Genomic DNA, 12,864 nt, shown 5'->3' on the forward strand with positions numbered 1-12,864 from the left:
GGTGGTCCTATACGGCTACGGGGGCGGTGTCGGCCGGGGCCGGGCCGCGACCGGTGACGGCGAGGAAGGTGTCCTGTAGCGAGGCGTCGACCGAGCCGCCGTACCGGAGCTTGAGCGCGCTCGGTGTGCCCTCGGCCGCGACCACGCCCTTGTCGACGATCACCAGCCGGTCGGCGAGGGCGTCCGCCTCGTCGAGGTAGTGGGTGGTGAGGAAGACCGTCGTGCCGTGGTCGTCGCGCAGCCGGCGGATCAGCTCCCACAGGTCGGCGCGGCTGCCGGGGTCGAGGCCCGTGGTCGGTTCGTCGAGGAAGAGGATCTCCGGGCGGTGGGTGAGACCCATCGCGATGTCCAGCCGGCGCCGCTGCCCTCCGGAGAGCGCACCCACCTTGCGGTCGAGCAGCCCGGTGAGGTCCAGGTCGTGCGCCAACTCCTCGGCGCGCCGCGCCGCCTGCTGCTTCGTCAGTCGGTAGAGGCGGCCCTGGGTGACCAGCTCCTCGTACACGGAGATCTGCGGGTCGACGCCGCCGGACTGGGCCACGTACCCGCATGCCCTGCGCACACCGGCCGGGTCGGTGGTGAGGTCGCGGCCCGCGACGGTGGCCGTGCCGCCGGTGGGGGTGAGCAGCGTGGTGAGCATCCGGAGCGTGGTGGTCTTGCCGGCGCCGTTGGGGCCGAGGAAGCCGAGGATCTCGCCCTCGCGGACGGCGAGGTCGATGCCGCGCACGGCCTCCACCGGGCCGCGCTTGGTCTGGAAGGTGCGGGCCAGTCCGGCCGCGCTGATGACTGCTGTCATGCCGACAGAAAAACAGAGTCTCTTAAATATTGCAATGGCACCAAGTTTTCAGGGGCTCCAGGGAAGTTAGAATCCGGTCATGGCCGAGGGACTCAGGGAGCGGAAGAAGCGGCAGACCCGGCAGTACATCTCGGATGTCGCCACGGGGCTGTTCGCCGAGCGCGGTTTCGACGCGGTGACCGTCGCGGAGATCGCCGAGGCCGCCAACGTCTCGGTCAACACCGTGTACAACTACTTCCAGGCCAAGGAGGACCTCTTCTTCGACCGCTCCAGCGGCATGGTCGACCGGCTGGCCCGCTGGGTGCGCGGTCGCGGCGAGGGCGAGTCGGCCGCCGTCGCCGTGCTGCGTGAACTGCGCGCAGAGGTCGAGGCGGTGTCGCCCCGGATCGGCCTGCTGCCGGAATACGCCCACTTCATGCGCATCATCGAGGAGGCGCCCGCACTGCGCTCGCGGCTGTGGGCCCTCGCCCAGGAGGTCCAGGCGAACCTCGAGCGGGTCCTGCGCGAGGAGACCGGCGCGGCGGACGACGACGACCTGCCCTATCTGATCGCCGGTCAGATCTGCTGGGCGCACGGCGCGGCCATGGCGGTCATCGGGCGCGAAATGGTCAAGGGGCGTAATCCGGGCGAAGTGTCACGAGAGGTGCTGGTGCTCCTCGACGACATGGAGGAGCTGTTGGGCGAGAAGGTGCTCAACTACGCCGTCCGAGGCGAGATCTGACCCCTGTCGGTGTGACGTCCGTCAAATGGGACGTGACGCGCATTACTTACCGGTCACACAGCCCCCCACGAGCGCTATGGTCCGCCGAAGAGGCAACCGTAAACAGCGCGTAAGGGGAGTCGGAGTGGCACGGAAGCTCGCCGTCATCGGGGCCGGTCTCATGGGGTCCGGCATCGCCCAGGTCTCCGCTCAGGCGGGCTGGGAGGTCGTCCTGCGGGACGTCACCGACGAGGCACTCAGGCGTGGCACCGACGGCATCAAGGCCTCGTACGACAAGTTCGTCGGCAAGGGCAAGCTGGAGGCGCACGACGCCGACGCGGCCCTCGCCCGCATCACCGCGACCACCGACCTGGACGCCGCCGCCGACGCGGACATCGTCGTCGAGGCCGTCTTCGAGAAGCTCGAAGTCAAGCACGACATCTTCCGCACCCTGGACAAGATCGTGCGCGACGACGCCGTCCTCGCCTCCAACACCTCCGCCATCCCGATCACCAAGATCGCGGCCGTGACGGAACGCCCGGAGCGCGTCGTCGGCACCCACTTCTTCTCCCCGGTCCCGATGATGCAGCTGTGCGAACTGGTGCGCGGCTACAAGACCAGCGACGAAACCCTCGCGACCGCGCGGGAGTTCGCCGAGTCCGTCGGCAAGACCTGCATCGTCGTCAACCGGGACGTGGCCGGCTTCGTCACCACCCGGCTCATCTCCGCCCTCGTCGTCGAGGCGGCGAAGCTGTACGAGTCGGGCGTCGCCAGCGCCGAGGACATCGACATCGCCTGCAAGCTGGGCTTCGGACACGCCATGGGTCCCCTCGCGACGGCCGACCTGACCGGCGTCGACATCCTGCTGCACGCCACCAGCAACATCTACACCGAGTCGCAGGACGAGAAGTTCGCACCGCCGGAGCTGATGCGCCGGATGGTGGACGCCGGTGACATCGGCCGCAAGAGCGGGCAGGGCTTCTACAAGCACTGAGCTCTGGGGTCACCCCTGCGGGTGAATTCGGTATCGGTTCGCTCACAGACGGCAACCTCTGACCGTCGAATGCCGTCAGAGGTTGCATCACCAGACATCGCCAGACACCACCGAGACACCACCCAGACATCACCCAGACTTCGTCGGGCACGAGACGCACTCACGGGGAGCGCATATGTACATCAGGGGCGACCACGCCGAGCTGGTCGTCGGGGGCCGCCTCGACGTACACAGCGCGGCGGACGCCCGTACGGTCCTGCACTCGGCCGTCGACGACGGAGCCGGCGACCTGGTGCTCGACCTGTCCGAGCTGGAGTTCTGGGACGCCACCGGACTCGGGGTGATCATGGGTGCCCACCGGCGGGCCGGCCGCTGCGGCCGCCGCCTGGTGCTGCGCGGCGTGCCGCCGCAGATGCAGCGCCTGCTCGTGGCGACCCGGCTGCACCGGATCCTGGCGATCGAGGGCGGCATCGGCGTGGAGTCGCTGCCCCGGGTGTGACCCCCCGCCCCCCGAGCGGGACGCCGTGACCAGGTGTGAAAACGGTGACGGGGGAGACCCGTCGGACGAGCCGAGCCGCACGTCACACGCAATCCTCACGAGATGGTGACGTCTCGGACCGCGCGGCACCCCGGGCTGTCGTAGATACTGTGCGAAGGTTTAGGGTTCGGTCGCCCGCTGCCTCGCAACCCTCGAGCGGGCCCGGACCAGAAGCGACAGCGCGGTGTGCTAGGCCGGGAGGGGCCGGACACGGGCACACGACGCTTTTGGGGGGCTAGGAAACCTATGGACCCGATCAATCAGGGGCCCGGGGAGCATGGCCAGGACACAACGGACGGCAACGCGCCGCGTCAGCGCCCGCCCAGGGATTCCCTCACCACCGACTTCCAGAACGCGCCCGCACTCGCCCGCACGGTGCGGCTCGTCACCGGCGACTTCCTGCTCACCGTCAACCCGGTCGACGGCAGCGAGATAGAGCCCTGCCCGCCGGGGGAGCAGCCGGGCAGGCCCGCGAAGCTCGGCGCCGCCGAGCGCGCCGCCTCCGACCGGGCGGCCCGGCCCGCCGTACCGCCCGGCCCGGCCCGGCCGGCGCTGTCGCTCCTGGAACGCCAGGACGAACGCGAGCGCCTGGTCCGCCTGCTCGCCCGCGGCCGCTCCGTACGTCTCACCGGACCCCCGGGATCCGGCCGCACCGCCCTGCTCGACCTGGTCGCCGAGGACTGCGCCGACCTCGCCCCCGACGGCGTGGTCCGGCTCACCGGCTTCCGCCGCACGACGACCGACCTGCTCCACGACCTCTGCCACGCCGTCCACGACGCACCCCTGCACCGCCCCGGCCCGGACGAGTTGCTCGACCTGGTCCGGGAGATCGGCGCGGTCGTCGTCCTGGACGACATCGAGTTCGGCGGCGCGGCCCTCGACGAACTCGTCGACGCCACCCCGGAGTGCGCCTTCCTGATCGCCGCCACCCCGGACGTGCCCGCCCCGTCCGCCGACTCGGCGATCGAGGAGGTCGTCCTCGGCGGACTGGACCGCGCCGGCGGAGTCGAGATCCTCGAACGCGCCGTCGGCCGCGTCCTCACCGAGGAGGAGGCCAACTGGGCCGGCGACCTCTGGTTCGAGTCCGAGGGCCTGCCCCTGAGGTTCGTCCAGGCCGGCGCCCTGCTCAGGCAGCGCGACCAACTGCGCGCCAGCGCGGGCGCCGTCGACGAGTTCGGGGTCTTCGAGGACCTGCGGCACCCGGTCGACGCCCCCTTGGACACCCCGCTCGACACGTCCGCCGACGACGGCGAGGACATCCCCCTCCCGTCGCTCGGCGAGGCCGCCGCACCCGCGCCGCTGCTCGCCTCCCGGCTCAGCGCCTCCGCCCGCGCCACCCTGCGCTTCGCCGTCGCGCTCGGCGGCGAGGTCCCGCACCAGGCGCACCTGCCCGCGCTGATCGGGGACACCCACGCGGACGCCGCCCTCGGGGAACTCGTCGGCTGCGGACTGGTCACCCCGGTCGGCTCCCGCTACCGCCTCGCGACCGGTGTGCAGACCCAGTTGGAGGCCGCCGGATACGCCGACGACGCCGCCGCGAACGCCCTCGCCGCCGCCCGGCACTACACCTGGTGGGCCGGCCACCCCTCCGTCACGCCCGAGAGGGTGTGCGCCGAGGCCGACGCCGTGCTCGCCGCACTGACCGCCCTGGAGCCGGCCCCGGGCGAGCCCGGGACCCCGCTCGGTCAGCAGGAGCCCTCGTCACCGCCCGCCGAGGGCGCCGAGAGCGCCTGCGTCCGGCTGGCCCGCACCGCCGCCCCCGCCTTCGCCGCGGGGCTGCACTGGAGCGCCTGGGAGCGTGCGCTGCGCGCCGGCGCCGAGGCCTCCCGGCTCGCCGGAGAGGTCGCCGAACAGGCCTACTTCCACCACGAACTCGGCGTCTTCGCCCTGTGCGGCGGACAACTCGAGCGGGCCCGCGCCGAGCTGGAGGCCTCCATCGGCCTGCGCGGCGCCCTCGCGGACAAGCGCGGCACCGTCGTCGGCCGCCGCGCCCTCGCCCTGGTCGCCGACCGCGCGGGCGACGTGCCCGGGATCGCCGCCACGGCGGGCGAGGAGGTGCATGACGCGCGCCCCGAGGAGTCCGCGTCGCCCCCGCGCGGGGTCCCGGCCCCCTTCCCCCAGCTCCAGCTCCCCACCGACGACACGCTGGTCACCCACCGGGCCGCGGCCACCGCGCTGCTGCCCAGGACGCAGGGCGGCGGCACCCGGCGGCCGGCCCGGCGCAACCTCCTCGCGGCCGGCTCCGGCGTCATCCTCGCCGCGGTGCTCGGCACGGTCGTGACCCTCGGCATGAGCTCGAACGACGACGTGGACAAACCAGCCAAGAACGTGAGCGTCAACCCGTCCGCGAGCGAGGGCACCGAGGGGGGCGACCTGGGAGCGGACACGCCGAGGAGGAACAGCGGCGGGGGCGGCGGTGACACCGGCGTGGCGGTGAGCCGCCCGAGGGACCCCGGCCCCGGCAGCACCGCGGACGATCCGGCACCCACCACCACCGCGGCCCAGCCGTCGGACGACCCGAGCGGGACGCAGGGGTCGGGCGGGGACGGTTCGCCGAGCACATCGGCGAAGCCGACGACGACAAGGCCGTCGACGCCGCACTCGACCCCGCCGAAGACTCCGCCGACCGGTTCCTCGACACCGCCGACGGGCGGGGGCTCGCCGAGCGGTTCGACGACGCCTCCCTCGACCGGCAGCCCCACGGGCACGGCCACCTCGACCGCCCCGTCCACGACCGACAGCGCCAGCGGACCCACCTCCAGCACCCCCACCGCGTCCAGCGGTTCGGCGAGCGCTTCCCGGAGCAGCGGCACGGGCCCGACGATCTGACGTACGTGAGGGGCGGCCCCCGCCCGGGGTCCGGCCCTCAACGGCGGACGTACGCCGGCTCACCGGCGCAGGCACGCCCGCGCTCCCGCGAAGCTCCTCAGAACAGCCGGAGTTTGTCGTCCTCGATGCCCCTGAGCGCGTCGTAGTCCAGCACCTGGCAGCCGATGCCGCGGTCGGTGGCGAGGACGCGGGCCTGGGGCTTGATCTCCTGCGCGGCGAAGATGCCGCGGACCGGGGCGAGATGCGGATCGCGGTTCAGCAGTTCGAGGTAACGGGTGAGCTGCTCCACGCCGTCGATCTCGCCGCGCCGCTTGATCTCCACGGCGACGGTCTGTCCCTCGGCGTCCCGGCACAGGATGTCGACCGGGCCGATCGCCGTCATGTACTCACGCCGGATCAGGGTGTAGCCCTCGCCCAGCGTCTCGATGCGGTCGGCGAGCAGTTCCTGCAGGTGCGCTTCCACCCCGTCCTTGATCAGCCCGGGGTCCACACCGAGTTCGTGCGAGGAGTCGTGGAGGACCTCCTCCATGGTGATGATCAGCTTCTCGCCCGCCTTGTTGACGACCGTCCAGACCCCCTCGTCCTCGCCGGAGCCCTCCTTGAGCGTGCATGGAGGCGACATCCAGTTGAGGGGCTTGTACGCCCGGTCGTCCGCGTGGATCGAGACGCTGCCGTCCGCCTTGACCAGGATCAGGCGGGGGGCCGAGGGGAGGTGGGCGGTGAGCCGGCCGGCGTAGTCGACCGAGCACCGGGCAATGACGAGACGCATGGTCGGCAACGCTACTCGACGCCCCGCGCCTCACGCGATTCGCCCGCCCGTTCCCGCCACCGCCGGCCACCCGGGCACTCCGGGCCGCCCTTTTTGCTTTGGAAACTCTTGTTCAACCCTGGCCGATTGTGTGCCCAAAGGGACCGGCCCATGTAGGCATTCTCCTGGTGCGGCCACCGGCCGTTGCCTACGGTAGTGAACGGGAGGTCGCGATACGTGTACTGAGCGTGTCCGGTGTCGCGAACACCCATTACCTGTCCGGCAACCCCTGCTGTTCGGGGGTGCGAGAGGAGTACCCATGTCGCTCGACGTCTCACCGGCCCTACTCGAACAGGCCGAGCGAGGCGAGGTCGACGAAGCTGCCTTCGTCGACTGCGTCCGGACCTCCCTGCCCTACGCATGGGAGATGATCAGCTCCCTGGTGGCCCAGCTGAAGGTGGACGGCGGAGACTTCGCCGACAACCGGACGCCCCCGCCGGACGAGCAGGCACGCGGTCAGCTGCTGCGCGCGCTCGCCAGCGACGCGATTCGCGGCGCGCTCCAGCGGCACTTCGGTGTGCGACTGGCGTTCCAGAACTGCCACCGGGTGGCGGTGTTCCCGTTGGACGCCTCGGCCGACGAACGGCTGGCCCGCTTCACCTCGATACGCGGTCAACTGCTGAACCAGTCCCCGGAGCTCAGGGACTGCTGACGCGGAGCCCCCGGACTGCTGACGCGGTGAACCGCTTGCTTGCCGCTCCGACCACAGGAGGTGCAACCAGCACCGGAGCGGCAAGCCCTCGTCGGCCGGGAAGGTATGACACGGAGTCTCAGCGCAGCTGGGGCAGCACCTCGGCGCCCAGCCGCCGGACGTTCTCCTCCGTCGCCGCGAGATCCCCCGAGCCCTCGACGAGCAGGGCGAAGCGGGAGATGCCGGTGCGCTCCGAGGTGGCCGCCAGACGGTCGGCGCACAGCCGGGGGGAGCCCACCGGGTGCAGCCCGCACAGCAGTTCCGTGTAGGCCAGCGGGTCGCGCATCGCCCGTGCCCGGCCGTCCACGGTCACATGGGCCTCCAGGCCCTGCCGGAGCCAGCCGGGCATCGCCTTCAGCAGGGTCTCCGCCGCGTCGGTGCGCCGGTCGGCGATCTGGCAGACGCCGGCCGACACATGGGCCGCGCGGGCGATCTCCTCGGCCGGGCGTCCGGCCGTCCTCGCGTGCTGCCGCCACAGGGCGACCATCTCGGCCTTCTCCTCGTCCCCGACGTGCATCCCGAGCAGCATCGGCAGCCCGCGCTCGGCCGCCAGCCGCACGGTCGCCGGGGAGGTGCAGGCGACGACGACCTCGGGGCCCGGGGTGTCGTCGAGCGCCTCCGACGGGCGGGGCACGACGGGGACCTCACGGAAGGAGAACCGTTCCCCCGAGGCCGCCACCGCCGGCTCGCGCAGCCAGCGCACCAGCAGATCGAGTGATTCCGGGAACCCCTGCTCGTAGGCCTTCAGGCCCACGCCGAACACCTCCAGATCCACCCACGGCCCCCCGCGCCCCACGCCGAGCGTGAAACGGCCGCCGCTGGTCACATGCAGCAGCGCGGCCTGCTCGCCCAGGGCGACCGGATGGGCGGTGGGCAGCACGCTCACCGCCGTGCCGACCCCGATGCGGCTGGTGCGGCCCAGCAGCAGGGCGGCCAGGGTGACCGCGGACGGGCAGGTGCCGTACGGCACGAAGTGGTGCTCGGCCAGCCAGACCGCGTCGAGACCCGCCTCCTCGGAAACCTGCGCCGAGCGGACCGCCCGGTGCAACGCCTCCCCCTGGCCCTGCCCCGGGAACTGGGCGGCCAGCACAAAACTTCCAACGCGCATTGCATTTCCTGCTTCCTCGGCTCCGACGCGGAGCTCCCCCACCGGGCATAACCGCGCGACACGTGCCGAGGACACGGCCTGGCGAAGAGATTTCCGGATTGTCTGCAGAATGAGTCGGCCGGCAGCGGGACTTGTGGTGGTTGGTTCCCTACGCGTACCCCTGTCGGTGGCGCGTAGGCTGGTTACAGCCCGTGCTTCCTGTATAGCCCCGTGAGGTGTCCCGTGTCCCCGCGTCGCAACCGTCTCAAGGGCCCCAAGGGCACGGCCGCGTCCGGCCGGAGCGCGGAGGACGACCGCCCCGGCCGGTACGGCGGCTGGCAGTCCACGGAGAACTGGCGGGGCGAGGACTGGAGTGTGCGGCACGTGGCCGGGGCGAGCGCGGAGGGCAAGACGTACCGCTGCCCCGGCTGCGACCAGGGGATCCCCTCGGGCGTCCCGCACGTCGTGGCCTGGCCGGAGCACTCGGGCGTCGACGACCGCCGCCACTGGCACAAGGCGTGCTGGAACGCCAAGGACCGCCGCACCACGCGGGTGCAGCGGTCCCGTAACGCGCCGAGGTTCTGAGGCGTCCTAGGTGTGCTGTCCGGCGGATCATGCCGCAGACGCGGGGCTTGGCACGCCCTCCCCCACTCTCGGCTTCGCTCGAGCGGGGGGCCCATCGCGTCGACGCCCTCCTCCGCCTTGCAGCCGGACGCTCCCCCACGCTCGAATGAGCTCGCGCGGGGGCACCCCCATTCGCCCCGCTCACCAGCGCCGATGAGGCACCGCCCGTGCCCTGCGACCTGATCCGCCGGACAGGTCCTGGACGATCCGGGGCGTCACACGTCCCGCTTCTGCAGCAGCGCGAACGCCGCGGCGAACACGGCGGCCGTCACGCCCAGGATGATCCACAGCGGGTCCCAGCCGGACGGGCCCGACTCGCTGAGGGAGTTGGAGTAGAAGACGCTCAACTGGTTCGGGATCGAGTACTCGACCAGCTTGTCGCGCACGTTCGACAGCGACTCGGAGAACATGAACAGCGCGATCACCAGCGGGGCGAGCAGGACGCCGATCATGATGGTGATGGCGCCCGCCGAGTGCCGGATGATCGAGCCGACCGCGAGCGAGAGCAGCCCGAGGAGGGCGAGGAAGAGGCTGACACCGATCGTGGCCTTCAACCACTCCCCGCCGGACGGGTCCTTGGCGGTGCCGTCCAGCATGGACACCTGGGCCATGGCGACGAGGGAGGCCGACGCCAGCGTGACCACGAAGGCCACCCCGAAGAACACGATGGCCTTGGCCGCGAGCACGCGCCCCCGGCTGGGGCAGGCGACCATCGTCGTACGGATCATGCCGGTGCCGTACTCCGAGGCCGTGGTCAGCACGCCCAGCGTGATCAGGCACATGCTGCCCAGCAGCAGCCCGAAGAAGCCCAGACCGAGCGGGTTCTGGCCCCGCATGCTCCCGTCGTCGGAGTTGTTCGACACCAGCGCGCCGGCGGCCAGCCCGATGCCGACCACCAGCAGCACGAACACGCCCAGCGTCCACATCGTGGAGCGCACCGACTTGATCTTCGTCCACTCGGAGGCCAGCGCGTTCCCGAGGTGCGTGCGCACCACCGGGATCGGCGAGGTGTAGCCGGGGTACGAGGCTCCGGGCGCCGCCTGCCACTCGGGCGCGGCGGCTGCTGCCTGCGGCATCGGGGGCTGGTGGGTGCTCATCGGGCGTCCTCGGGCTTGGTCGGGTTGGCGGGGGCGGATGCGGCGGGCTGGGACGACCCGGCTGCCGGGGGCGCGGCCGGCGCCGCCGGGGCGGCGGGCGCCTGCGCGGGCGGCTGGGCGGGCGGCTGGGCGTAAGGATTCGGCTGGGCGGCGCCGGGAGCACCGTAGGCGCCGGGAGCGCCCCCCGCGGGCGCCGCAGGCCCCCCGTACGGGCCCGCGGGCGCCCCGAACGGCTGGCCGCCCTGCTGGGGCGGCGGCGGCGCGTACCAGCCCGGCTGACCCTGGCCCGGAACCGGCATGGGCGGCTGGGCGCCCGGCGGCAGCGGCTGCTGCAGGCCCGCCTTCTGGTCGATGGTCGAACGGTAGTCCACGGCGCCCTGCGTCATCCGCATGTACGCCTCCTCCAGCGAGGCCTGGTGCGGCGAGAGCTCCCACAGCCGTACGTCCGTCTCGTGCGCCAGGTCGCTGATGCGGGGCAGCGGCAGCCCGGTGACGCGCAGCGCGCCGTCCTGCTCCGGCAGCACGTGCCCGCCCGCCTCGGTGAGCGCGGAGGTCAGCTTCTCCCGCAGCTGCGGCTCGGTGTCCGGCGTACGGACCCGGGCGAAGTCGGCGGAGTTGGCGGAGATGAAGTCCTTCACGCTCATGTCGGCCAGGAGCTGGCCCCGCCCGATGACGATGAGGTGGTCGGCGGTCAGCGCCATCTCGCTCATCAGGTGGCTGGAGACGAACACGGTCCGCCCCTCCGCCGCCAGCGCCTTCATCAGATTGCGCACCCAGAGGATGCCCTCGGGGTCGAGGCCGTTGACCGGCTCGTCGAACAGCAGCACCTGTGGGTCGCCGAGCAGCGCGGCCGCGATGCCGAGCCGCTGGCCCATGCCGAGCGAGAAGCCCTTGGAGCGCTTCTTGGCCACGTCCTGCAGGCCGACGACCCCGAGCACCTCGTCCACCCGCCGGGCCGGGATGCCCGAGAGCTGGGCCAGGCACAGCAGGTGGTTACGTGCGTGCCGACCCCCGTGCACGGCCTTGGCGTCGAGCAGCGCACCGACCTGGCGGGCCGCGTTGGGCAGCTTGCGGTACGGATAGCCGCCGATGGTCACCGTGCCCGCGGTCGGGTTGTCCAGGCCGAGGATCATCCGCATCGTGGTCGACTTGCCCGAGCCGTTGGGCCCGAGGAAGCCGGTGACGGCGCCCGGTCGCACCTGGAAGGAAAGGTTGTACACGGCGGTCTTGTCGCCGTAGCGCTTGGTCAGGCCTACAGCCTCGATCATGCTCCGCACCCATCAAAAGGTTCAGGACAGCGGGGCACACGCCCCCGTAAGGGTTAGGAGGATATCCGGGCGCTGACGGTTCCGCCCAAGGGGAAGTAAAGCTGGGGGGAGACCAGGCCGGCACGGCGAGACAGCGCGCCCCCCTGCCGGGACCGGCCCACCCCCGCCCCCCCCCGGGCCGCGCCCCGGCCGGCCGGCACCTTGCCCGCAGGGCGCCGGCCGGCGAACCGCAACCGGCCGGACCGGCGGTCCGCACCGACGACACCGCCACAAGCCGACCCGATGGGACACGGCATGGCCTGCGCCCGCGCCGCCACCCCACCCCGGGGCAGTCGTCGCGGGCAGCGCGAAGCCCCCTGCCGACGGGGGAGTGGCAGGGGGCTTCGTGGGTGTCCGGGGTTACCGGGACTGCTGGGCCGGGACCCCGCGGGAGATCGGCTCGTCCTCGGTCGGAGCACCGGTGGCGGCCACCGCCGCGCCCGTCAGCGTGGCGAGCATCTCGCGGACGTTCGTCAGCTGGGCGTTGATGCTGTCGCGGCGGTTGGTCAGCGCGGCGAGCTCGCGCTCGGATTCCGAACGGATCCGGTCGGCCTTGGCGTTGGCGTCGGCCACGATGTCCTCGGCCTGGCGCTGAGCGGTCTCGACCGTCTGGCGGGCGCGACGCTCGGCGTCGGTGCGCAGCTTCTCCGCCTCCAGGCGCAGCTGCTCCGCCCGGTGCTCGATCTCCGCGAGGCGCTTCTCGGCCTTCTGCTGACGCGACGCCAGGTCCCGCTCGGACTGCTCGCGGCGCTTGGCGAGGTTCGTCTCGAAGTCGGCGGCGGCCTGCGCGGCCTTGGCGCGGGTCTCCTCGAAGAGGGCGTCCGCCTCCTCACGCTTGGACTGCGCGTCCTTCTGCGCCTCGGCACGAAGCTGCGAGGCGTCACTCTTGGCCTTCTCGACGATCCGGACGCCCTCGTCCTCGGCCTTGGCCTTGCGCTCCGCGGCGAACGACTCCGCGTCGTTGCGCACCTGCTGGGCCGCCGACTCCGCCAGCTCGCGGTGCTGCTCGGCCGCGCGCCGGGCCTCCTCACGCAGATCCTTTGCCTCCTCCTCGGCGAGGCGGAGGATCTTCTCGACCCGCGCGCCGAGACCCGCGTACGACGGCTCGGCGTCGCTCATCTGGGCCTGGGCGTTCTGGGTTTCGAGATGGAGCTCCTCGATGCGCTTTTCCAGAGCGGTGATGCGGGCGAGAGCGCTGTCACGGTCGGAGACGAGCTTGGAGATCCGTTCGTCCACCTGAGCGCGGTCGTATCCACGCCGCACAAGCTCGAAGCCGTAGGGGGAAGTGTCGCTCATGGGGTTCCTGTCGAATGAGACCGGTGAGGTGATAGGTGGAATCCTAGGGGCCGAAGCGGTGTGTCATCGAGCGGATACGTGTTTGATCTGGAGAATGACA

12 protein-coding genes are annotated in these 12,864 nt (G+C 72.0%); 6 read left to right on the forward strand and 6 right to left on the reverse strand.

The annotated features are described in order from the left end of the window. Nucleotides 1-7: 7 nt before the first annotated feature. Nucleotides 8-793, reverse strand: coding sequence for an ABC transporter ATP-binding protein (locus tag ACFY0F_RS31910; protein ID WP_388802029.1), 786 nt, complete (start codon nucleotides 791-793; stop codon nucleotides 8-10). Nucleotides 794-872: 79 nt separating this feature from the next. Between ACFY0F_RS31910 and ACFY0F_RS31915 the strand changes: the two genes are divergently transcribed. From ACFY0F_RS31915 to ACFY0F_RS31930, 4 genes are all read left to right on the forward strand, one after another. Continuing rightward, nucleotides 873-1,514 (forward strand): TetR/AcrR family transcriptional regulator, encoded by a 642-nt coding sequence (locus ACFY0F_RS31915; RefSeq protein WP_388802032.1) that lies wholly within the window; start codon nucleotides 873-875, stop codon nucleotides 1,512-1,514. A gap of 124 nt (nucleotides 1,515-1,638) precedes the next feature. Next, the gene (locus ACFY0F_RS31920; protein WP_388802034.1) at nucleotides 1,639-2,487 is read left to right on the forward strand and encodes a 3-hydroxyacyl-CoA dehydrogenase family protein; all 849 of its coding nucleotides are present in this window, start codon (nucleotides 1,639-1,641) and stop codon (nucleotides 2,485-2,487) included. A gap of 175 nt (nucleotides 2,488-2,662) precedes the next feature. Next, nucleotides 2,663-2,986 (forward strand): STAS domain-containing protein, encoded by a 324-nt coding sequence (locus ACFY0F_RS31925; RefSeq protein ID WP_388802037.1) that lies wholly within the window; start codon nucleotides 2,663-2,665, stop codon nucleotides 2,984-2,986. Nucleotides 2,987-3,271: 285 nt separating this feature from the next. Continuing rightward, entirely contained in the window at nucleotides 3,272-5,854 is a 2,583-nt protein-coding gene (locus ACFY0F_RS31930) for an ATP-binding protein (RefSeq protein ID WP_388802040.1), read from the forward strand. 97 nt (nucleotides 5,855-5,951) lie between these two features. Here the strand turns inward: ACFY0F_RS31930 and nucS are convergent, their stop codons facing one another. Continuing rightward, complete coding sequence (gene nucS, locus ACFY0F_RS31935) at nucleotides 5,952-6,623, reverse strand: endonuclease NucS (RefSeq protein WP_388802042.1); 672 nt, start codon at nucleotides 6,621-6,623, stop codon at nucleotides 5,952-5,954. Between the two features lie 298 nt (nucleotides 6,624-6,921). Here nucS and ACFY0F_RS31940 point away from each other — a divergent pair, with 298 nt between their 5' ends. Continuing rightward, nucleotides 6,922-7,314 (forward strand): SCO5389 family protein, encoded by a 393-nt coding sequence (locus ACFY0F_RS31940; protein WP_388802045.1) that lies wholly within the window; start codon nucleotides 6,922-6,924, stop codon nucleotides 7,312-7,314. 118 nt (nucleotides 7,315-7,432) lie between these two features. On the opposite strand, the gene ACFY0F_RS31945 is transcribed toward ACFY0F_RS31940, so the two are convergent. Next, nucleotides 7,433-8,461 (reverse strand): LLM class flavin-dependent oxidoreductase, encoded by a 1,029-nt coding sequence (locus tag ACFY0F_RS31945; RefSeq protein WP_388802048.1) that lies wholly within the window; start codon nucleotides 8,459-8,461, stop codon nucleotides 7,433-7,435. Nucleotides 8,462-8,683: 222 nt separating this feature from the next. Between ACFY0F_RS31945 and ACFY0F_RS31950 the strand changes: the two genes are divergently transcribed. Further along, on the forward strand, nucleotides 8,684-9,025 hold the full coding sequence (locus ACFY0F_RS31950) for an ATP/GTP-binding protein (RefSeq protein ID WP_388802051.1): 342 nt from the start codon (nucleotides 8,684-8,686) through the stop codon (nucleotides 9,023-9,025). Between the two features lie 254 nt (nucleotides 9,026-9,279). Here ACFY0F_RS31950 and ACFY0F_RS31955 read toward each other — a convergent pair whose 3' ends face one another. The 3 genes from ACFY0F_RS31955 to ACFY0F_RS31965 form a co-directional block, all read right to left on the reverse strand. Next, nucleotides 9,280-10,161 carry an ABC transporter permease gene (locus ACFY0F_RS31955; protein WP_388802054.1) on the reverse strand — a complete coding sequence of 294 codons (882 nt, stop codon included), beginning with the start codon at nucleotides 10,159-10,161 and terminating at the stop codon, nucleotides 9,280-9,282. Beyond that, complete coding sequence (locus tag ACFY0F_RS31960; RefSeq protein WP_388802057.1) at nucleotides 10,158-11,429, reverse strand: ABC transporter ATP-binding protein; 1,272 nt, start codon at nucleotides 11,427-11,429, stop codon at nucleotides 10,158-10,160. Before ACFY0F_RS31960 ends, ACFY0F_RS31955 begins: the two co-directional genes overlap by 4 nt. A 399-nt stretch (nucleotides 11,430-11,828) precedes the next feature. Next, nucleotides 11,829-12,764: a cellulose-binding protein gene (locus tag ACFY0F_RS31965; RefSeq protein WP_388802060.1), complete on the reverse strand. Its 936-nt coding sequence runs from the start codon at nucleotides 12,762-12,764 to the stop codon at nucleotides 11,829-11,831. Nucleotides 12,765-12,864 lie beyond the last annotated feature (100 nt).

Origin of the sequence: Streptomyces sp. NPDC001544, assembly GCF_042894285.1 — a bacterium.
Lineage (GTDB): Bacteria > Actinomycetota > Actinomycetes > Streptomycetales > Streptomycetaceae > Streptomyces.

Bases quoted from the DNA above. Each gene is read 5' to 3' on its own strand.
- ACFY0F_RS31945 (WP_388802048.1), bottom strand. From the start codon at position 8,461: ATGCGCGTTGGAAGTTTTGTGCTGGCCGCCCAGTTCCCGGGGCAGGGC.
- ACFY0F_RS31910 (WP_388802029.1), bottom strand. From the start codon at position 793: ATGACAGCAGTCATCAGCGCGGCCGGACTGGCCCGCACCTTCCAGACC.
- ACFY0F_RS31930 (WP_388802040.1), top strand. From the start codon at position 3,272: ATGGACCCGATCAATCAGGGGCCCGGGGAGCATGGCCAGGACACAACG.
- ACFY0F_RS31915 (WP_388802032.1), top strand. From the start codon at position 873: ATGGCCGAGGGACTCAGGGAGCGGAAGAAGCGGCAGACCCGGCAGTAC.
- nucS (WP_388802042.1), bottom strand. From the start codon at position 6,623: ATGCGTCTCGTCATTGCCCGGTGCTCGGTCGACTACGCCGGCCGGCTC.
- ACFY0F_RS31925 (WP_388802037.1), top strand. From the start codon at position 2,663: ATGTACATCAGGGGCGACCACGCCGAGCTGGTCGTCGGGGGCCGCCTC.
- ACFY0F_RS31940 (WP_388802045.1), top strand. From the start codon at position 6,922: ATGTCGCTCGACGTCTCACCGGCCCTACTCGAACAGGCCGAGCGAGGC.
- ACFY0F_RS31955 (WP_388802054.1), bottom strand. From the start codon at position 10,161: ATGAGCACCCACCAGCCCCCGATGCCGCAGGCAGCAGCCGCCGCGCCC.
- ACFY0F_RS31965 (WP_388802060.1), bottom strand. From the start codon at position 12,764: ATGAGCGACACTTCCCCCTACGGCTTCGAGCTTGTGCGGCGTGGATAC.
- ACFY0F_RS31960 (WP_388802057.1), bottom strand. From the start codon at position 11,429: ATGATCGAGGCTGTAGGCCTGACCAAGCGCTACGGCGACAAGACCGCC.